At 64.3% G+C, this 19,723-nt stretch carries 13 protein-coding genes, 1 tRNA gene, 2 rRNA genes and 1 pseudogene (1 of these 17 running past the window's edge); 7 read left to right on the forward strand and 10 right to left on the reverse strand.

The genetic code is table 11. From position 1 onward, the window contains the following. The first annotated feature begins 93 nt into the window (after positions 1-93). Complete coding sequence (locus tag SJY41_RS14775) at positions 94-312, forward strand: excalibur calcium-binding domain-containing protein (protein WP_380782965.1); 219 nt, start codon at positions 94-96, stop codon at positions 310-312. A gap of 132 nt (positions 313-444) precedes the next feature. Here SJY41_RS14775 and SJY41_RS14780 read toward each other — a convergent pair whose 3' ends face one another. From SJY41_RS14780 to SJY41_RS14790, 3 genes are all read right to left on the reverse strand, one after another. After that, a complete protein-coding gene (locus SJY41_RS14780; RefSeq protein ID WP_380782967.1) occupies positions 445-789 on the reverse strand; it encodes a winged helix-turn-helix domain-containing protein in 345 nt (114 codons plus the stop codon). Positions 790-898: 109 nt separating this feature from the next. After that, on the reverse strand, positions 899-1,078 hold the full coding sequence (locus tag SJY41_RS14785) for a hypothetical protein (protein ID WP_380782969.1): 180 nt from the start codon (positions 1,076-1,078) through the stop codon (positions 899-901). Between the two features lie 183 nt (positions 1,079-1,261). Next, positions 1,262-3,601 carry an ATP-binding protein gene (locus SJY41_RS14790; protein WP_380782971.1) on the reverse strand — a complete coding sequence of 780 codons (2,340 nt, stop codon included), beginning with the start codon at positions 3,599-3,601 and terminating at the stop codon, positions 1,262-1,264. A gap of 75 nt (positions 3,602-3,676) precedes the next feature. On the opposite strand from SJY41_RS14790, the gene SJY41_RS14795 reads away from it, so the two are divergent. From SJY41_RS14795 to SJY41_RS14805, 3 genes are read left to right on the forward strand one after another with little or no spacing between them, the layout of a single operon-like run. Then, entirely contained in the window at positions 3,677-5,221 is a 1,545-nt protein-coding gene (locus SJY41_RS14795) for an MFS transporter (protein WP_380782973.1), read from the forward strand. Further along, positions 5,218-6,360, forward strand: a complete 1,143-nt coding sequence (locus SJY41_RS14800) for an HlyD family secretion protein (protein WP_380782975.1) — start codon at positions 5,218-5,220, stop codon at positions 6,358-6,360. Before SJY41_RS14795 ends, SJY41_RS14800 begins: the two co-directional genes overlap by 4 nt. After that, positions 6,357-7,718 (forward strand): efflux transporter outer membrane subunit, encoded by a 1,362-nt coding sequence (locus tag SJY41_RS14805; protein ID WP_380782977.1) that lies wholly within the window; start codon positions 6,357-6,359, stop codon positions 7,716-7,718. Before SJY41_RS14800 ends, SJY41_RS14805 begins: the two co-directional genes overlap by 4 nt. 78 nt (positions 7,719-7,796) lie before the next feature. On the opposite strand, the gene SJY41_RS14810 is transcribed toward SJY41_RS14805, so the two are convergent. Then, the gene (locus SJY41_RS14810; RefSeq protein ID WP_380782979.1) at positions 7,797-9,071 is read right to left on the reverse strand and encodes a class I SAM-dependent methyltransferase; all 1,275 of its coding nucleotides are present in this window, start codon (positions 9,069-9,071) and stop codon (positions 7,797-7,799) included. Between the two features lie 447 nt (positions 9,072-9,518). Between SJY41_RS14810 and SJY41_RS14815 the strand changes: the two genes are divergently transcribed. After that, positions 9,519-9,806, forward strand: coding sequence for a hypothetical protein (locus SJY41_RS14815; RefSeq protein ID WP_380782981.1), 288 nt, complete (start codon positions 9,519-9,521; stop codon positions 9,804-9,806). Between the two features lie 253 nt (positions 9,807-10,059). On the opposite strand, the gene SJY41_RS14820 is transcribed toward SJY41_RS14815, so the two are convergent. Then, entirely contained in the window at positions 10,060-13,479 is a 3,420-nt protein-coding gene (locus SJY41_RS14820) for a hypothetical protein (RefSeq protein WP_380782983.1), read from the reverse strand. Between the two features lie 706 nt (positions 13,480-14,185). Here SJY41_RS14820 and SJY41_RS14825 point away from each other — a divergent pair. Continuing rightward, positions 14,186-14,839, forward strand: a complete 654-nt coding sequence (locus SJY41_RS14825; RefSeq protein ID WP_380782985.1) for a PAS domain-containing protein — start codon at positions 14,186-14,188, stop codon at positions 14,837-14,839. Positions 14,840-14,893: 54 nt separating this feature from the next. On the opposite strand, the gene SJY41_RS14830 is transcribed toward SJY41_RS14825, so the two are convergent. Together SJY41_RS14830 and SJY41_RS14835 are read right to left on the reverse strand one after the other, a co-directional pair. Beyond that, on the reverse strand, positions 14,894-15,208 hold the full coding sequence (locus tag SJY41_RS14830) for a helix-turn-helix domain-containing protein (RefSeq protein WP_380784155.1): 315 nt from the start codon (positions 15,206-15,208) through the stop codon (positions 14,894-14,896). Between the two features lie 18 nt (positions 15,209-15,226). Next, a pseudogene (locus SJY41_RS14835) lies at positions 15,227-15,421 on the reverse strand (multiprotein-bridging factor 1 family protein); the annotation flags it as partial. Positions 15,422-15,769: 348 nt separating this feature from the next. Here SJY41_RS14835 and SJY41_RS14840 point away from each other — a divergent pair. Further along, positions 15,770-17,509, forward strand: coding sequence for a recombinase family protein (locus SJY41_RS14840; RefSeq protein WP_380784156.1), 1,740 nt, complete (start codon positions 15,770-15,772; stop codon positions 17,507-17,509). Here the strand turns inward: SJY41_RS14840 and SJY41_RS14845 are convergent. From SJY41_RS14845 to SJY41_RS14855, 3 genes are all read right to left on the reverse strand, one after another. Then, positions 17,466-17,542 (reverse strand) — tRNA-Met (locus SJY41_RS14845). The two genes, SJY41_RS14840 and SJY41_RS14845, sit on opposite strands and share 44 nt — an antisense overlap. 113 nt (positions 17,543-17,655) lie before the next feature. Continuing rightward, positions 17,656-17,770: ribosomal RNA gene (gene rrf, locus SJY41_RS14850) — 5S ribosomal RNA — on the reverse strand. A gap of 256 nt (positions 17,771-18,026) precedes the next feature. Then, positions 18,027-19,723 (reverse strand): 23S ribosomal RNA (locus SJY41_RS14855); it runs 1,100 nt beyond the window's last position.

Genomic DNA, 19,723 nt, shown 5'->3' on the forward strand with positions numbered 1-19,723 from the left:
CCCATGAAGGAGCCTTCCAGGCCGCCGTCCGCGGCCACGTATCTGGCCTGGGCGTCGCTGCTAGGACTTGGAGTAGGGATCGGGAGCGTCGCGGTGGACCCGGGCGGTCGGGCACGGCTCGCGGCGGTCGTGAGACCGCTGGCGGTCCGGATGGACATGGTGCGCGCACGGGAGCCGCAGCGTGGCGACTTCTGGGCTGGGTGCGACGACGCGAGGGCGGCGGGAACCGCGCCGATCTATCGTGACGAGCCAGGGTATCGGACCACGATGGATGGTGACGGTGACGGCATCGCGTGCGAGCCGTATAGTTGACGCTACCGAGCCGTCCGTGTCGGTGAACGCCGTCTGGTAATCAGGCCGTCCGGCACTACCAACCGCGGCCAGGTGCCGCGCCGCCGACGATCTGCTTCCCCCCATCGACGTGTTCGACGTCGCGAGCGCGAGCTACCGAAAATCGGCCATGAGGTCGTCGATGGTCGGGTCCTCGTCGCTGACGAATGCCACGCCCCGTGCCGTGATGCGATGGCATCCACGACCGGCGTTCTCGACCTGCCCCTTTGCATAGAGCGACGACGAGCGCGCGGGCGCAAGCGCGTTGTTTATCCGGTTCTCCCAGATGTGCTCGTTGGGCCGGGTCGGTGATGCGGCACGTTCCGACGGGGTCCACGGAAGGGCGGCGGCGAGACGCTTCTTCAGTTCGCCATTCGTCCAGACTCCGCCGTCACGCATGACTTCGAGGATCGCGATCTGGATCGAGAGTTCGTCCGTCTCGAGCGTTGAACCAGCCATGCGACCTCCTTTCAATGATGCACCCGACACCAACACCGAAGTCCGGAGCGGTCCTTGCCCGGAACACACTCGAACAAGAAGAACGCCGGTTCGGCCTCGGCGACGGAATTCAATTCGAAGTTCTGGGCGCGATCTCTTGATCTTCCGGACGATTGCGGCGCAACCGTTCTTCCGCACAGTCGAGAGCCGCGGCAAGTTGAGCGGCGAGTAGCGACTCCCCAGCATCGTCGGCAGCCTGAACGAGCTTATCGAGTGCGACCTTGATTTCCTGCACGACGCTCACGTTCATGCCCCACCTCCAAGCCGGAAAGAGCACTGCATAAGCGGCCACGACCGACGACCACAATTGAAAAATGCTTCACGCAGTTGCTAGGAACCTGAGTCCGCGTACCGGGAACGTTGCATAACTTGGACCTGCGATGTGTCCGCTCGATTGTGGGAAGCTGCAAGAGAATCGTTGTTCGATACTATGTCAGTCGGGACTGGGTATGGGCAGCACGATGGAAAAGCGCGCTCCCTGTGCCATTCCCTCGGCTTCGATCGTGCCGCCGTGGCTTTCGATGATGGAGCGGCATACCGCGAGACCGATGCCCATGCCGCCGTTCTTGGTCGTGTAGAAGGATTCCCAGATGCGCTGCTCCTCCCCCGCGGGCAGCCCAGGTCCGCCATCCTCGATCGTCAGACGAACGCCACGATCGTCCGCAACACCGACAATTCCGAGACGCCGCTGTCCCGGCTCGATCACCTGCATGGCCTGCACCGCGTTCAGCACGAGATTGACGACGACCTGCTGCAGCTGGACGCGGTCACCTTCGATCATCGGCAGAACCGGGGCGAAGACGATCGTCGGGCTGATGCCGGCATGCTGAAGCTCGTTGCGGACGAACGGAAGCGCCTCCACTACGACCTCGTTTAGATCCAGCGCGGTGCGCACCGGCATCGCGGGCGATGCGACCGAGCGGATGCGCGCGACGATTCCGACCGCTCTCTGGGAGGCGTCCAGCGTCCGGCGGTTGAGCGAACGCAGGAAGGGCATGTCCGGCGGGTCGCGATCGAGCATGCGAACCGCCGTCTCGGAGTTCGTGCTGATCGCCGTCAGCGGCTGGCTGATCTCGTGCGCGACGGTCGCGGCCAGCTCCCCCAGCGTGGCGATCCGCGACGCGTGCGCGAACTCGGCCTGCACCTGCTCCAGTCGCGAGTACGCGGCGACGCGTTCGCTGATGTCGACGATGCCGCAGAGCACCGGCTGGTCCGAACGCCGTTCGGGTTCCGCCCATACGGTGAAGGCGACGTCGATGACGCGACCATCCACACGCTGAAGGCGGGTCTCGACCGGCGGCATCGTCCGACCCTGATAACGGCCGTCGATGGCGCGGGCGATCGTCGGGTAGCCGCTCGGCGGCCAGAGCCAGCCGACGCCCGACGGCATCCGGGCTTCCGGTGGAAGGCCGAAGATCTCCAGGGCGCGATCGTTGACGGCTGAGACCCGGACGGCCTGCAGCATCTGCGCCATCCGCCCGGCGTCGGCCAGCAGGTGCCCACCGAGATCCACCACCCCCTGGCTGCGATACGCCTGCAGAAGGCGGTCGGCGTCCGAGAAGTCGTATTCGACGAACCCGATGGACATGGCGTCGAGCAGCTTCCGGTGCTTGGTCTCGCTCCGCTTCAGTTCCGCGAACGCCCGGTTCCTGTCCCCGAGATCGACGACGCCGACGATCATGATGCCGCGCTTCGCGCTCTCCGGGGACCAGGCGACCGTGAACAGCACGTCGAGCAGCCGGCCATCGAGAGTGCGCAGCTTGGTCTCGCACACGAACTGCGGCTGCTTCTCCATGACGGCGATTAGCGCCTCGACGTAGTCCGGGATGCTCTCGTCGGGCCAGTACCGCGTGCTCCGCGGCCCCTTCAGGTCCTCGACGTCGTCGGCCGCGAACAGCTTCACGGCTGCCGCGTTCGCGTCGAGGACGTTCTCGAAGTTCATAAGCTCGCGCACATAGGCGGGGTTCGCGAGAAGATATGATCGGAGGTCCGTCACCCCATCCTTCCAAAGGCGGATGAGCTCGCTACCGACCTGCCGGAAGTCGGTTTCGAAGAATCCGACCGCGAGCGCCTGGAAGAGGTTCTCGTAACGGTAGGTGCTTTCGCGCGCCTGCTGACGCAACATCGTCAATTCCGAGGCGCTTCGGCCGGTCTCGAAAACGTCGACGACCTCGCCTGCAGCGTCGCGTCGTGCCGCCCACCGAACCTGGATCGGCATCGGGCCGGAAGCGGTGGGTCTGACGACTTCGCCTTCCCATGCATCGACACCGGCCAGACGCTCCGGCCAGGCACCGTCCTCGCCCAGCAGGACCGGGAGCGACGCGCCCAATGCCGCCGGTTTCGCGATCCCGTAGAGGATCTCCGACTGCATGTTCCAACCCAGTATCACGCCTGCCGCGTCGAACCTCACGACGCTCTCGTTCAGGACGTCAAAGCTGTCCACACCGTCTCCACCGTCCACCCCGCCGCGCTGCTGTGCTTCACGACGGCCCAAGCCGTCGGGGCCGGCGGTCCGACGGCGGCGGGACGCACCTGACCGACCCGCCCCGTCGCAGGCCCGCCCGGAGGAGGACCGCCGGAATCGTCGCCAACATCGATGCCGATCACGGCCTGCTCTACTACAATCAGGCCGTGACTCCACCATACCGGCGTATGTCTTGTTGGAGGACGTTCCGCACGTAGAAACAGGACCGTGCTCCGAGGCGGGGCTGAATGGTCGTGGAGCATCCTCTCCATCCGGAGCGCATGTCGGATGTCCGCAGAACAGCACCATTACCGGTTCTCGCCAGAGGAGAAGCCGCTGTTCCCCGGGGCGCCCTACTCGCCTCGGCACACTCCTCGAAATCGCGTGATCTACGCCGTGTCCGCGCTGGTGATGGCGATGGCCAGCGGCCTCGGGAACGGGCTGATCACCTCGAACATAAACTCGATCGCCGGGGACATGGGACTCTATGTCGTGGAGGCCAACCTCCTTGTCGCGGTCTACGTCGCGTTCAATGCGACGGCGAACCTTCTCCTGGTCAAGGCCCGCGTGCAGTTCGGCATTCCAGCGACCATGCACGTCGTCCTCGGCAGCCTGATCGCCGCCCAGATCGTGCAGATCCTCTCCCCGTCGCTCGGCACCGCGATACTCGCGCGGGCGGTCAGCGGGATCGCCGCGGGCGGTCTTACGACGCTGTCGCTCTACAACATATTCCAGGTCTTTCCGCTTCGCCTGCGCCCGGTCGCGGCGGTGATCGGCTTCACCCTTCCGCAGCTCGCCGTGCCCGTCGCACGCATGTTCCCGCTCGCGTCGATCGCGATCGACAGCTGGCGCGGCCTGCACCTCGTAGAGCTCGCGATGGCCATCTCCGCATGGGCGATGCTCAATCTCATGCCGCTTCCGCCGAACGTCCAGGAACGCGCCTTCGAGCCCCTCGACATCGTGACGGCCGCGCTGACGATCGTTGCGATGCTGCTCATCTGCACGGCGCTGGCGCTCGGACGGTACTACTGGTGGACCGACGCGGCCTTTCTCGGCTGGGCCTTCGCGGCGGGCCTGCCCCTTCTGGGATTGGCGCTCCTCATCGAAGACCGCCGCGCCAGACCACTCCTCTGGGTACGCTGGTACGCGACGCGCGACATTCTGTTCTTCACCCTCATCGCCGTCGTCATCCGCATCGCGCTCACCGAGCAGACCTATGCCGCCGTCGGGCTGCTGACGCTGGGTGGACTCACAAGCGACCAGCTCCACCCCTTGTTCGGCGTGGTGTTCCTCGCGATGGCGGCGGGCATCGCGACGGCGGCGCTGCTGCTGCGTCCCGAACGGATCGGCCCCCTGATGATGGCGGCCGCCTTCATCATCGCGGCGGGCGCGTGGTTGGACACGCATTCGACCAGCGTCACGCGGCCGCAGCAACTCTATCTCAGCCAGTCGCTCCTGGGGTTCGGGACAACGCTGTTCCTCGGCCCCGCCCTCATGTTCGGCATCGGACACATCATACGGCGCGGACCGAACTACCTTGTCAGCTTCGTCGTCCTCTTCAGCACGACGCAGAACGTCGGCGGCCTCGCCGGATCCGCCCTTCTCGGCAGCATTCAGCTCGCGCGCGAACGGCTCCATGCGGAGCGGCTTGCGGAGGCCCTGTCCCTCGGCGATCCGGTCGTCACCGCCAGGATAGCACAATATGCGGCTGCCATCGCGCCGCGCCTGACCGACCCGGTGGCCCGGGCGCAGCAGGCGAACGCCCTCCTCGGACAGGCGCTGCACGCGCAGGCGAGCGTGCTGGCGTTCAACGACACCTTCTGGGTGGTCACCCTGGTCTCGCTCGCCATCGGACTCTTCATCGCCGGCATCACCATGCTCGACCTGTTCCGGCAGCGCTCGGCTCCGCAGGCGGCGAGCCCGCGATGAGCGACGCCGAAGCCCCTGGCCCCAAGACGGGCGATGCCGAAACACCCAACCCGCCGGTGAACGACGAGGGTCCGGACCCCGCGACGAAGATGCCGGTCTGGCATCCGCCGAAGCAGAAGCCGTGGGTCACCGCCGCCCTGGCGCTCGCGCTGGTCGCCGCCGTCGCGATCATCCTGCAAGTATGGGGCATCGGCCCCTGGAGCGGCCGCGTCGAGCGAACCGACAACGCCCTCGTCCGCGGTCGGACGGTGGTGATGGCACCGCAGGTGAGCGGATACGTCAACCGGGTGCTGGTGCGCGACTTCGCGACGGTTCAGGAAAATCAGCTGCTCGCCATCATCGACGACGACATCTACCGGGCTCGCGTCGCCCAGGCGCGCGGCAACCTCGACGTGCAGCTCGCGGCGTTCGCCAACAGTCGACAGGCGCACCGCGCCCGCGCGGCAGGGATCGCAGGCGAGGACGCGACGATCGCGGACGCGTCGGCGCAGCTCCTGCGGGCGAAGGCGGACATGAGCCGAGCGCTCGATCTGGTGAGCGACGGCTCGATCTCGATCAGGGAGCGGGACCAGACCGCGGCGGCACTCGCTCAGGCCGAGGCGGGCCTGCGCCGCGCGACCGCGAACACGGAGATCGCCCGTGAGGACCTGCGGACCGTGGACGTCGGCCGTGAGGGTCTCGCCGCACAGGTCGAAGTCGCACGGGCGCAGCTCCGGCTCGCCGAGATCGACCTCCTCCACACCATCATCCGGGCGCCCGAAGCCGGGCAGCTGGGAGAGATACACGTCCGCCGGGGACAGTTCGTGACGAACGGGACATCCCTCGTGGAACTCGTGCCCCCCGATCGGTGGATCATCGCCCAGTACAAGGAGAGTCAGACCTACCGCATGACGGTCGGACAGGCGGCGACGTTCGCGGTCGATGCGCTGGGCGGCCAGCGGCTCAAAGGGCGCATCGTCCGGATCGCCCCGGCGACGGGGTGGGAGTTCGCCGTGCTCAAACCCGACAACGCGACCGGAAACTTCGTGAAGGTGCCACAGCGCCTTGGCGTGCTGATAGCGGTCGACCAGGGTCAACCGCTGGCTGGCAGACTACGCCCGGGCATGTCCGTCGAGACGCGAATTGACGTCGCGCCATGAGAACCTGCGGTTATGCGATGCTCGGCGTCGCCCTGTCAGCCTGCGCCGGCCCCAAGCCCGCACTCGCCCCCGGCGCGGCGATCGTCGTTCCAGCGGACTGGCGCTCCGGCGGCCTCGGCACGCGGGCGATCGAGGCACGCTGGTGGGAGCAGTTCCAGGATCCGGCGTTGAACGCCTTGGTGGAGCGGGCGCTTGCGGGAAACGTGGATCTCCTGATCGCCGGTTCGAGGATCGCGGAGGCCCGCGCGCAGTTCCGCCTCGTGGCAAGCCGCACTCGGCCATCGGTGGATCTCACGGTCGGTGGCGGTGAAAGCCGTAGCGTGAATGCACTGGGAAAAGGCCTGGATCAGACCCAGGCGAGCGGCGAGCTGTCCGTGGCGTACGAGCTGGACCTGTTCGGGCGGCTGTCCGCCGCGACCGACGCGCGGCGGCAGGCCTTGAAGGCGACCGGGTTCGCGCGCGATGCCACCCGCATAGCGCTGATCTCGACGGTGGTGAGCGGATACGTCGGTCTGCTGGCCCTGGACGAACGACTGCGGATCGCGATCGACACCGTCAGCTCTAGAGCAGAGGAACTCACGGTCCTGCGCAGACGGTCGACGAGCGGCTACGCGTCCAGCCTCGATCTCACCCGCGCCGAGGCGGAATACCAGGCGGTCGCACGGCTCGTCCCGGCGGGCCGGCTCGCGATCGCGCGACAGGAGAGCGCCCTCAGCGTCCTCGTCGGCGCCGCACCGGGCGCGATCGCGCGAGGCGCGGGCTTCGATCGGCTACAGGTAGTCGACATTCCGGCATCGCTGCCATCGACAGTGCTGCGACAGCGACCCGACGTCGTGGAGGCCGAGACGCAGATCGTAGCCGCCGACCGAAGTCTGGACGCGGCACGGGCGGCGTTCATGCCCCGCATCCAGTTGTCCGCCGGCGGCGGAGGAGTCGTCTCGACGGCCCTTGCCGGTCCGATCAGCCTGTTCTCCATCGGCGGATCGATACTTGCCCCACTGTTCCAGGGCGGAGCGCTGCGCGCCGAAGCCGACGCGGCCGCCGCCAGGCGCGATCAGGCAGCCTTCGCCTATCGCGGGACCGTCCTGGCGTCTTTCAAGGACGTGGAGGATGCCATGGCCGGCGTCGAGCGCGTCGGCGAGGAGCAGAGGACGGCCGAGCGGCAGGTCGCCTTCGTCAGCACGGCGTTCGACCTCTCGCGGCGAAGCTACCGCGCCGGCTATTCATCCTATCTCGATCAGCTGGATGCGGAACGTTCGCTGCTCGAAGCACAACTGCAGCTCGTCGATCTCCGTATGGACCGGATGGTCGCCGTCATCGCCCTGTACCGGAGCCTCGGCGGCGGCTGGCGGCAGTGATCGCAGCTAGCGTCGCGCGCTTTGACTTTCGATCGCGACACCGGAACCGATCGCGATCCGCCCCGCGCGTTCCGGCACTCACGCGACTTCGGCAACCAACGCCAGCGGAGCATGGTCGACCGCGTGCAAGCGGTGCGCGATGTGGGTCTCCTCGACGGCGAGATAGTCTCGCGTGATCGGCAGCGCATCGGAGTCGGCGGCGATCTGCAGCTGCATGACCATGAGGCCGTTGTAGCGAAACCCCATCTCGCAGAGCGCGAGATAGAAGGTCCACATGCGGTAGAACCGCGCATCGTAGAGATGTTCGATTTCACGCCGCTGACGTTCGACCCGCTCGCGCCAGTGGCGCAGCGTCTCGGCGTAGTGGGTGCGCAGCACCTCCATGTCCGTGGTCCACAGACCGGACCGCTCGATGGCGTCGAGTGCCTGGGATGCCGCGGGAATGTACCCGCCGGGAAACACGTGGCGTTCGATCCACGGGTTCACCCCGGGACCCGGGTCCTTCCGGCCGATCGAGTGGACCAATGCGAGGCCGCCGGGCTTGAGAAGCCGCTGGATGGCACCGAAATAGGTGTCGAACTCGGAACGGCCGACGTGCTCGAACATGCCGACGGACACGATGCGATCGAAGGGTCCTGCAACCGATCGATAGTCGATCAGCTCGAACCGGACGCGGTCCGCGAGACCCTCGGCGACGGCCCGCGCGCGCGCGACCCGCAGCTGCTCCCTGGACAGGGTGACGCCGACCACCTCCACGTCCGCGACCTTCGCCAGCGAGAGCGCCAGACCACCCCACCCGCACCCGATGTCGAGGATGCGCTGACCGTCGCGGAGCTCGAGCTTGGCCGCGATGTGCGCCTTCTTCGCGACCTGCGCCTCTTCGAGCGTCATGCCCGGACGGGAGAAATACGCGCAGCTGTACTGCATGTCGTCGTCGAGGAAGAGCCGGTAGAACTCGTCCGAGAGGTCGTAGTGATGGGCGACGTTGCGGCGGGAGCGCTCGGGCGTGTTCGTCGCCATGAACCCGGCCAGGGACCGCTTGAGCGAGGTCATGAGCCCCATCTGCGGTCGTCGCACGCCATTGCGCCCGATCAGCTCCATGAGCGACCAGAGCGAACCCGCCTCGATCTCGAGCCGCTCGTCCATGTACGCCTCCCCCAGCTGGAGGTCCGGGTCGGCGGCGATGGCGGCCGCGGTCCACGCGTCCGCGATGTGGATGGCGACGTCGAGATCCGGTCGCCTAGCGATCAGGCTTCCCACGGTGAAGGGCGCGTCTTCGCCGATCCGAACGGTCAGTCGCCCGACCGTGACCATCTTCGAGATCAGATCCTTGAACGTGTGCGAGATCGTCATGCGTCGTTCCTTCGCCAGAGAACCAGGCGTCGTGATCAAGCGGCGATGGGTGTTGCCCGCCTTGCGCACGAACCACGCTGGGTGCTGGTCGAGGATCAGACATTTCATTATCCAATCGCCATTCTACCTTGGAACGCCGTCCCCCGAACCATGGGATTAGCCACTACCTACCAGGGTCTTGGCGACACGATCGACCATGCCGGCGAGACCTGCGACGACGACCGGATGGACGAGCCTGCCGACCGGTTCGCTCGGCCGGCATACCCATGCTCGGCACGTCTCACCCCGCCGGGCACATTCCCACGTGCACGGGATTGGTGAGTGTGACCAACGCCCCCGTCCCTTAGCGGCATCGCCACGATCCTTCATACCGGATCACGTAGCGGTAGGTCCTTTGGTCCAAGGGGAATGCTCGCCCGTCCATGCGATAACGTTGGAAAGGAACTGGTGATCCGCACTGACCGGAACGTGGCACTCGAACAGATGAAGAGGATGCTCGTCTGGATCTGCGTCGTCGGCGTTCTGATGGTCATCGGAGCGCTTTGGTACATCTCGCAGTTCGGCCCCCTGACGATCGTCGTCGTGACGGCGACGATAGCCGGCGTCTTCGGGTCGGTCCTGCTGGGCTGCGGGCTGTTCGCTCTAGGGTTCTACAGTGACAAAAGCGGGTATGACGACATCGTCAGCAATGCGACCCATGGCCAGGACGCCAGAGGCGACGATCCGCGACGGTGACAGCGGAACGGTTGCACAACGCAAGTCAGTCAGATGGCCCAGGGACGGTAGCGTTAAGCCGTGGCGTATAGAGAAAAGGCAGTCATTCTGATCGTCGTTAGTTGTCCGCCACATATGGTTCACCTACCTCGAATGACGCACATCACATGCCACGCATCATCGAAGCCGTCGCAACTGTATCGAAGATACTCCAAGACCGGAACATTCCAAAACGGCGTTCGGACTCCGGCCTGTTGCGCAGCTGCACCAACCGCTAGTCGAACCGCAGTTTGTCCACCGCGGCCGTTTCGTCCGCTCGCTTGGCATCCCCCTCCCAACGGTCCGCGATCGTCCCGAGCATCGCCCTCGTTCGGAGATTGCGCCCCGGCTGGGCGTAGGCCCATTCGCGAGCCTGCGTCGCAAGGTCCCGCTCCTGGATGCCGCCTTCGAAGATCGCCTTCGTATAAACACCGCGCATATTGAAGCGCTCTATCATCATTCCCTGCTCGACCTCGTCGCTTGCCAAGCGTTCGACGGCGACCGCAACCGCGGGTTGAGGCCATACGCCGTTCAACTCCGCCGAATGAGCCAGGACGCGCCCGACGTAGGAAAGAACGACGTTGGTCCGCCTCACGACGGCAGCCTCCCGGATGACACCTTCGATCCACCCGTCAAGGAGCGCGCCGTCGACCACGCCGTCTCGCTCCCCTGGGACGGCCTCGAAGGCCATGAGGATGCGGTGCGAGGCGGTCGCGCGGGCGCTTTCCTCGGGGGTGGGCTCCGTCGCGTCGGCATCAGCGCCGTCGGCGACGTAGACATGGGTGAGCATGTCCACGAAGAACTCGGGGTCGCTCGCCATCAGTTCAAAAAGCGCGAGATCGCGGTGATGATGTTCAAGCAGCGGGAAGAAGTCGTACTCCAACCGAGCAAGCTCGATCTTCGGAACGTTCGGCCGCACTCGCAGCGACTTGAACAATTCTTCCAAGAGGTAGGCGTCCATGTCGCTTCGCATCGATTTCTCCGTCGCGACCTCGGCCTCCGCGACAAGGATCGATCGAAGAAGCGGCCAAGCGAGATCGTCCTGGCGACCGTAAGTGGCGTCGAGCGCCGCGCTTGGACGGCCGGCGGCTAGGAACAGGCCGACCAGCCTTGCGAGGTCCTCGGTAGCTCCGTCGAACCCGCGCGGCCGGCGGCGGGACCAGAACGCCCTGACGGCATCCTCCCCCTGGTCCTCGACGAGATCCCACGTCGATGGCTCCTCCGGCCATTCCGACAGCAGGAGCCCGACTTTCTCCTCAGTCCAGCCGCGCGCGGTCGCGATCGCGAGAAGGTCTTCATCGAACCCCTTCCCCCTCGCCGCCCGGATCTCACCCGCCAACGTGATTGCGAAGTTGGTCGGTCGACCAGCGTCGTCCGCGTCGGCGATCAGGTCTCCGACCATGCCACCCGGAACGACCGCAGCCGCCGCGGCAGCGACCAACCCAGGCAGGCGCACCGAGCGCGCGAGATCGAGGACCGCATCGACACCGCCAATCTCGGCGACCCTCGCCACCGCTGCGCGCCTCGACAATTCCAGATCGGCTCGGGCCGTAGCGGGATCAACAGCCATACGCGGTATCCACTCGTCGAAGAGCGCCCGTGCCCTGTGGAGCGGATCCTTGCCTTCTAGGGCTTCGGCGATCCGCCGAAGCCCTTCGACTTCTGAGGTCGGCAACGACCACTCGGCCTCGGGGAAACGCGCGTGCCGGTCGGCAAGCATCGTCAACTTGCGGCGCAGTTCGTTCCGCGTCTCGCCCTTGATAGTTTCAAGCGATCCGTTGAGGAGTTCGAGAAACTGCGCGCGGCGGGTCGGCGAGAGGAACGGAAACGCTTCGACGACCTGCGCCCAGCGGCTAGTGTCATCCACGACAAGCTCAAGGACGCGGTCGGCCACGGCGTCGTAGGTTTCAGCCACCAGCGCACGCGTGAGCATATCGCGGGACGAAGCGCCTGCGTCACGAAAGCGCGGCCTCTGCGTCGGCCCCTTGGCGTCGTGGATCTTCGGGAGGAGCTGGACGAGAAGGTTCCAGCCAACGGTAGGCTGCGCCTCGACGATCGCGTTGAGCGTGGCGAGCCGTTGATCCAATGGCGCATTGGTGCCTGGATCCCAAGCCACGAAGATGTCTCGCAGGGCGTTGATCGGACGATTGCCCGACCGGTCGTCAGGGTTGAGGGCCGCAAGCCGGGCTAACGCGAGCGACGCGCGCAACAGCCGACGGGGGTCCCACGCGAGCATTTCAAGTGCCCACAGCAGGTTCGACGTCGCGTTCCGTGGCGCCCCGAAGGGAGGCCTCTCTCCTAAGACCGCGCGAATGCGCTCGTCATCGCCCCCGAGCTGGCGCTCGAGGGCCGAGAGCAAAGGGTCGGGGGCGGCCTCCATGAGATAGGGCAGCTGTCGCTCCAGTGCGAGGATGACACCAATGTCGTCCGAAAGGCCGGGAAGTGCCGCCACGACTTCGTTGACAAACGAAGGTAGGTCTTGTCCGACGTCGAGGTCGGCCTCACCGTGCAGCGTTGCCAACATCAACAGGGTCCCGCTCAGTCCGTTTCGCAGCCATGTGCTGTGCGGGGCGTCCGAGGCGTTCAGGCGCTCCTCGCCGATCCGCGGCGGTCGCCCGTCGCCGAACACCTTCAAGGCCGCCCGCGTCAACAGATCCAGATGCTCGGGCCCGAGTAGGTGGGCGACGTTGACGAAGGCGTCAACGGGCGCTCGCAATTTCCAGATGCCCCCTTCGCGATCGAATGGCGCGTCGGCGATACTCAGTAGCGGTCGGATCCGCGACTCATAGGTGGCATAGTCCGTGCCAGCGAGTTCTGCGAGAACCGCTTTGTCCCCATCCCGTCCAGCGTCCCACCCACCTGCCAGAAGCGCGGGAAGCACGTCACCAGCTTGCGCCGTCCAAGCCGGCGGCTGGAACGTCGCCGACGGAATCTGCCGCTCGAGGATGGTCAGGCTACGGCCGGACCTCGTCGAAACAGCTGACGCTTCTTCGTCACCGTATCCCATTGTCTTCAACGCTTCGGCCATGTCGCGCGTCGAAGGCCTCTCAAGCCTGTTAAACCTCGCACCGCCAGCCTTGAACCCGATCGAACCGACGACCGGTCCGTAACCCGCGAGCATTCCCGCAACCGGCTGCGCCGGAGGCGACACGATGTATCCGTACCGCTCGTTGATCGCGAGTACGCGGCCCGCCTCGCTAGTATCGACTACCAGCGTTCGAGCCTCCAGGAACTCTCGCCGCTTGGCGTCAGCTGAGCGAATGGCCGCCACGGCGACGGCGTTCACCTCCTCCGGACCGTCCCCGACGTAGACGATCGAGCCCGCCTTCCCCAGCAGATGCGTGACGATGGCATCCGCCTGAGCAGCGCGCCCGCTAAGCACCACCTGTTCTGTCAACGGAGGCTTGAAGCGACGCGAGTACTCGGCCCAGAACTCGTCGGTGCTGCGCGCACCGGTCTGGGGAATTCGCCCGAGTACCTGTCGCGCATGCTTCGCGCCGACGGCTGCGTGTTGCTCCAGCCACTGCTCGAGCTGGGCACCATCAACGTACCGCACGTCGGCGAAGTCCCTGCTCTCCTTGTAGGGCTTGATGAAGTCGGGCAGCTTCTCGGCCGCCTTGTCCCAGCGGCGCGGGGTGGCGAACACGAACGTCATGTCCTTGCGCTCGGAGGGGCTCAGTTCCCCCACCCGCTTGTCGTAGTCGTTGATGAATTTCGACCGAGGATCGGCGTTGACGCCGAACTCCCAGATCGATCGTCCCGCCGGCACATAAGGTGGCGCCCCGGTCGCGTCGAGGACGCCGTCAAAGCCGCGGATCTGCCCTGACTCTCCACCTGGAAAGCGAAGATCCGTCACATCAGCTGCGGATGCGACAATAAGATCGCGGACTAGAACCGGGAAAGCGATGCGGGCACCGATCTGATCGGCCCATTGCTTCAGGTCCGTCGATGTTATCCACTGCAACTTTCAAATCCCCCTGACTCGCGACCGCTATTCGCTTGATTCGTCGGTCGGGTCCACTGCCATCGAGCCCCTCCGGACCTACGAAATCAGAGGCACGAGCCGGTCTATCATGTCGCATCGATGCCCAGCAGGATCGTCCCCCGGTCGAAATCGCCTTTGTCGGGACGCTCTCTTGCTAAGCTGGCTACCCCGATTCAAACTGTGCCCAACGACATCAGCTACGTAGCCAGCTACGCAGATCCGACGCGGCCGCGTGATCGCACGGCGGATCTTGCTCTGTACATAACCGTGGCGGGCTGAGCCATGGCTTCGGACATGGCCGTCCTGACCACCATTCGGCAACGTTTGCTTAAGCCGTATTGATGGATACCATTGGGAAAACGCTTGGAGAGGCGCCATGCTCATCGGCCATTCGCTGTCGGATGCCACCGGACGTATCCTGGCCGTGGATCACAACATCTGCGAGCTATTGCACCGTGACGAGGCCGAGCTTCGGGGAATGCTCTACGCCGACATCACCCATCCCGACGACCTGTCGTGGAACGTCGCGCTGATCGATGGTCTCGCAGCGGAGCACAAGCCGATCACGATCCGGAAGCGCTATCTTCGACCATCGGCCGGAGTGGTCTGGAGCGACGTGCACGTTTCGCGAATGTCCTCCGGTCCGGAACGCGGACGACTGATGGGTACGATACACCGCGTCGAGACGCACTCTCTGCGCAGTTCTCCCGAAAAGCTCTGGCGTGCGGCGTGCCGGGTCGATGCGAACCTGCAACGCCGTCGCGCCCTCCTCGGAGACGACCTCTTCACCGATCACGCCTGGTTGATCCTGGTCAGCCTGTACAGGACGGAGGCGGAAGGAAAATGCATCGATCTGCCCACGCTCGTCGAACGGGTCGCGCTACGGTCGACCAATCTGCAGCGCTGGCTGAAGGTTCTCACCGAACGCGGGTTCGTTGATCAGTTCGACAACCAGGTTTGCGTCGCACAGCTGACGGCCACCGGGGTCAACCATGTCGAGCAGCTTCTGGAAGAGACCTCCGGCGTTTGAAGCCGTCGCCGATGGCAGCCCCGAAAGAGCGCGACGGCGTTCATTCTTCACCCGTCACCTGTCAGCTGCCTTAAGCCGGTCCAGCCAGAGCCTCGGCGAAGCCGATAGGCAGTACTCCTCCATGTCCTGGACGTCGGCGAAGCCAAGCGCCGCGGCATAGCCGTCATTGATCATGCTGCCATCATCGACGATCATCGGCGTGTCGCCCATCTCGCGCTCGAAGCGCGACAACGTCGCCGGACTCACTCCCGCGGCTCGAGCGGCTGCCACCTGGGTCAATCCCCTGGCCAGGCGCGCGAGCCTCAGCCGTGGACCGAACGAAGGCGCCCCCGGCAGCGCCGGGTCGCGCCAACCGGGGACGAGCTGCACGAGAGACAGTCTCTCCTCGAGCGAGTGCACCAGATGCGACGTGGGTCGATGGGATCCCTGCTCAAGACGTAGGATGGTCCGCCTATCGACCTGCACGTACCGGGCGAGCTGTTCCTGAGACCATCCGCGCGCCATCCGCGCGTGACGAACCCGTTTGCCTATAGCGGACGGAATGGCCGTGCGGGGGAAGAGCCTGTTGATTCCCGAACCCATCGGGGACCAGTGCCATTTGCAGAAACCTGTGACAAGTTTTCACGACCTTGAGGCTCCCATTCCACAAGGTGGGCATGCCGGTCACCCCCTTCCCCAAAGCCCTCGGACGCCGTGATCGCGCCATCGAGGAACTCGTTCGGCTCTTGGCACGGCAGGCCGCCGCGGAGTACGTTGCGGGCGTGGGTCAGGCCGCTGCCCGCGAGACCGTTCCAGGACGCCGATGAGACGCCTCCCCGCCATGAACGATCATTACCGGGTCAATCCTCGGACTTGTCGCGGAGCCCCGCGACGGGCTGCCGCGTCCGGGCGTCTAATTCGCCGCGGTCAGATCTCGGCACGGCGAACAGGATGCACCACAACCCTGCAATCAGGACCTGGCGCCTTTCGTTCGTACGCCAGCGAGTTGCGCGAACCGGCGACGGTCTCGTCGTGACGTTGCGGATCGCCATCTACGGTCGCCATTCGACGGACAAGCAGAACCCCACTTCGAGTGCGGATCAGGCCGACGCCTGCCAGCGTGTCGTGGACTATCTCGGCGGGGAAATCGTCGAGACCTACCTCGATCCCGAAATCTCAGGCTACCGCCGGGACCGCCCAGGCCTTCAACGGATGCTCCGCGACGTGAGGGACGGCCGGATCGACGTCGTCGTGTGCGAGGCGCTCGACCGCATCGCCCGCGATGCAGAGGACGTCGCCTGGATCGGAAAGAAGCTGAAGTTCAGTCAGGTCAGGCTTCACACGGTCTCGGAGAACGAGATCGACGACATGAAGCTAGCGGTTGCCTCCATGCTCGGTTCGATCTTCCTTTCGCAGCTTCAGCAGAAGACACTCCGCGGCATGAAGGCGGCGGCGCTCGCTGGCCGGTTCGTCGGGGGCAAGGCCTACGGCTACCGCAAGGTCAACAGGATCGATGAACGGGGCCAACCGGTAAGGGGTCTGCTGGAGATCGTTCCGGAGGAGGCGGAAGTCGTCTGCCGGATATTCACCGAGTTCGCTTCAGGTCGGTCGGCCAGGGACATCGTCAAGCGGCTGAACGAGGACGGCGTACCGTCTCCGCGCGGTGGCCTCTGGAACCAGTCCACCGTGCGCGGCGACCCGAAGAAGCATGTCGGCGTCCTGAACAATCCGCTCTATCGCGGAGAACTGATATGGGGACGCCGCGAGTGGCGGAAGAACCCGGACTCCGAAAAGCGCGAGCGCCGCTATCGTCTGCGCGCGGAGGCCGAATGGGTGCGGATCGGCGTTCCCGACCTGCGCATCGTCAGCGACGAACTCGCCCTGCAGGCTGGTGCCGAACTCGAACGTCGCGCGCTTCCCGCCGGCAGTCGGAGCGCAGTGGGCGCACGGCGCAGCCGGCATCTTCTGTCTGGTCTGATCAAGTGCGGCGTCTGCGGAGCGAACTACGTCGTCGGCTCGAAGGACTACTATCGCTGCGCGTCGGTAAAGGAGCGTGGCACGTGCTCGAACACGACATCCGTGAAGATCTCGCGCATCGAGGACCTGGCGCTCTCGACGCTTCAGAGCGAACTGCTGACCGACGCGTCTGCCGAACTGTTCGCGGTCGAGTTCAATCGCGAGGTCGAGCGCCTGGCCAAGCTGCAGGGTTCGCACGAGACCGAAGCCGAGGAACGGCTGCGCGAGTTGGAGCAACAGATCGAGAACCTCGCGGCGAACATGCTGGCGGGTGTGGTGAGCCCGACGATCGCGCGGATGCTTCAGGAGCGCGAGGACGAATGCGAGGACCTCCGCCGGCGGCTGGCCCGGAACGCCGTCCAGGCGCCGACCGTCCTCGCCCACCCGATGCTTCGTAGGAGGTTCGAGGAACGCATCCGTTCACTGCGCGAGAGCCTGTCCGATCCCGACAACAGGTCCGCCGTGGCCAACGTGTTGAGCGAGCTCATAGAGGAAATCGTGATCCATCCCGCTTCGGGAGGCGTCGAGCCTGAGGCGGAGGTGGCTGCCAGCCTGTCCAAGCTGGTCAGCTTCGCAAACGCCGAAAGCCGGCCCCCTGTAAGGGACCGGCTTTCGAAAAGTGCGATAAAGGTGGTTGCGGGGACAGGATTTGAACCTGTGACCTTCAGGTTATGAGCCTGACGAGCTACCGGGCTGCTCCACCCCGCGACAGGGTACCATCTGGAGTGATGGGACCCGGGTTCCCGTTTGGGGAAAGGGTGTATGAGACATTGTGATGGGTTTTGGATATGGTGCGTTTAGCATGTCGCACGGGCTTCAATGCCTGGCGACGACCTACTCTTCCATCGCTTGAGCGATAGTACCATTGGCGCAGTCGGGTTTCACGGCCGAGTTCGGAATGGGATCGGGTGGGACACCGACGCTATAGCCACCAGGCAATGGAGCCGGTGCGACATGCGTTTGCGTTCATATCTGGGCCCCTCGGGTTTCGCGTTTCGGCGAAGCCTGAGGGTTTTAAAATCGATACCGTGCATGGTTTGTAGCCAGCCTCTCGGAACACCGAGTGCTGGTGTAGTGGTATTCGACCAATCCCTCGACGGCGAGGGGATTGGCAATCTGGCGTCGTCTTAATCATCCGCACTATCGTTGGCTAACTGGGTTACCCCAGTGTTGTCATTGATGGTGTGAGACTCTCAAGCGCGAATAGAGCAATTAGTATCGGTTAGCTCCATGCGTTACCGCACTTCTACATCCGATCTATCAACGTCGTGGTCTCCGACGGCTCTATGAAATCTTATCTCGAGGGAGGCTTCCCGCTTAGATGCTTTCAGCGGTTATCCCGTCCATACATAGCTACCCTGCTGCGCTCCTGGCGGAACGACAGGTACACCAGAGGTATGTTCAACCCGGTCCTCTCGTACTAGGGTCAACTCCTCTCAAATTTCGACGCCCACGGCAGATAGGGACCAAACTGTCTCGCGACGTTCTGAACCCAGCTCACGTACCACTTTAATTGGCGAACAGCCAAACCCTTGGGACCTGCTCCAGCCCCAGGATGTGATGAGCCGACATCGAGGTGCCAAACAACCCCGTCGATATGAGCTCTTGGGGGTTATCAGCCTGTTATCCCCGGCGTACCTTTTATCCGTTGAGCGATGGCCCTTCCACGAGGGACCACCGGATCACTATGACCGACTTTCGTCTCTGCTCGACTTGTCAGTCTCGCAGTCAGGCGGGCTTATGCCATTGCACTCTAACAGACGGTTTCCGACCGTCCTGAGCCCACCATTGCGCGCCTCCGTTACTCTTTAGGAGGCGACCGCCCCAGTCAAACTACCCGCCACAGAGGGTCCCTGTTCCGGCTTACGGAACGAGGTTAGACATCAGAAACAAACAGGGTGGTATTTCACCTATGGCTCCACATCAGCTGGCGCCGATGCTTCAAAGCCTCCCACCTATGCTACACAGTTTCTTCCTAATGCCACTCTGAAGCTGCAGTAAAGGTGCACGGGGTCTTTCCGTCTAACCGCGGGTACTCCGCATCTTCACGGAGAATTCAATTTCGCTGAGCATGTCCTGGAGACAGTGGGGAAGTCGTTACGCCATTCGTGCAGGTCGGAACTTACCCGACAAGGAATTTCGCTACCTTAGGACCGTTATAGTTACGGCCGCCGTTTACCTGGGCTTCATTTCAGAGCTTGCACCCCTCCACTTAACCTTCAGGCACCGGGCAGGCGTCAGGCCCTATACGTCGTCTTGAAGCCGACTTAGCAGAGCCCTGTGTTTTTGCTAAACAGTCGCTACCCCCTGGCCTGTGCCCCCTCAAAGTGCTTGCGCATAGTGAGGGCCTCCTTCTTCCGAAGGTACGGAGGCAATTTGCCGAGTTCCTTCAGGACACTTCTCTCAAGCGCCTTGGTATACTCTACCTGACCACCTGTGTCGGTTTCGGGTACGGTCTATACGGTGGGGCTATTTCCTGGAACCATTTCGAAGCCATCCCAATCCGATAAGGGATGACAACACACATGATCCGTCACACACCACCAGGCCCACGAATATTAACGTGGTTCCCATCGACTACCCCCTTCGGGCTCGTCTTAGGGGCCGGCTCACCCTGCGCGGATTAGCCTTGCGCAGGAACCCTTGGTCTTTCGGCGAGAGGGCATCTCACCCTCTTTATCGCTACTCATGTCTGCATTCGCACTTCCGATACCTCCACGACCCATTACCAGATCGCTTCACAGGCTTACGGAACGCTCCGCTACCGCGTACCACATAAGTGGCACACCCTAAGCTTCGGCACGTATCTTGAGCCCCGTTACATCTTCGCCGCAGGACCTCTTGTTTAGACCAGTGAGCTGTTACGCTTTCTTTAAAGGATGGCTGCTT

The organism is Sphingomonas sp. R86520, from assembly GCF_042466285.1.
GTDB lineage: Bacteria > Pseudomonadota > Alphaproteobacteria > Sphingomonadales > Sphingomonadaceae > Sphingomonas.

Coding starts and splice junctions, on each gene's coding strand:
- SJY41_RS14780 (WP_380782967.1), bottom strand. CDS start 789: ATGGCTGGTTCAACGCTCGAGACGGACGAACTCTCGATCCAGATCGCG.
- SJY41_RS14785 (WP_380782969.1), bottom strand. CDS start 1,078: ATGAACGTGAGCGTCGTGCAGGAAATCAAGGTCGCACTCGATAAGCTC.
- SJY41_RS14790 (WP_380782971.1), bottom strand. CDS start 3,601: ATGGTGCTGTTCTGCGGACATCCGACATGCGCTCCGGATGGAGAGGAT.
- SJY41_RS14800 (WP_380782975.1), top strand. CDS start 5,218: ATGAGCGACGCCGAAGCCCCTGGCCCCAAGACGGGCGATGCCGAAACA.
- SJY41_RS14805 (WP_380782977.1), top strand. CDS start 6,357: ATGAGAACCTGCGGTTATGCGATGCTCGGCGTCGCCCTGTCAGCCTGC.
- SJY41_RS14810 (WP_380782979.1), bottom strand. CDS start 9,071: ATGACGATCTCGCACACGTTCAAGGATCTGATCTCGAAGATGGTCACG.
- SJY41_RS14820 (WP_380782983.1), bottom strand. CDS start 13,479: ATGACGTTCGTGTTCGCCACCCCGCGCCGCTGGGACAAGGCGGCCGAG.
- SJY41_RS14825 (WP_380782985.1), top strand. CDS start 14,186: ATGCTCATCGGCCATTCGCTGTCGGATGCCACCGGACGTATCCTGGCC.
- SJY41_RS14840 (WP_380784156.1), top strand. CDS start 15,770: ATGCACCACAACCCTGCAATCAGGACCTGGCGCCTTTCGTTCGTACGC.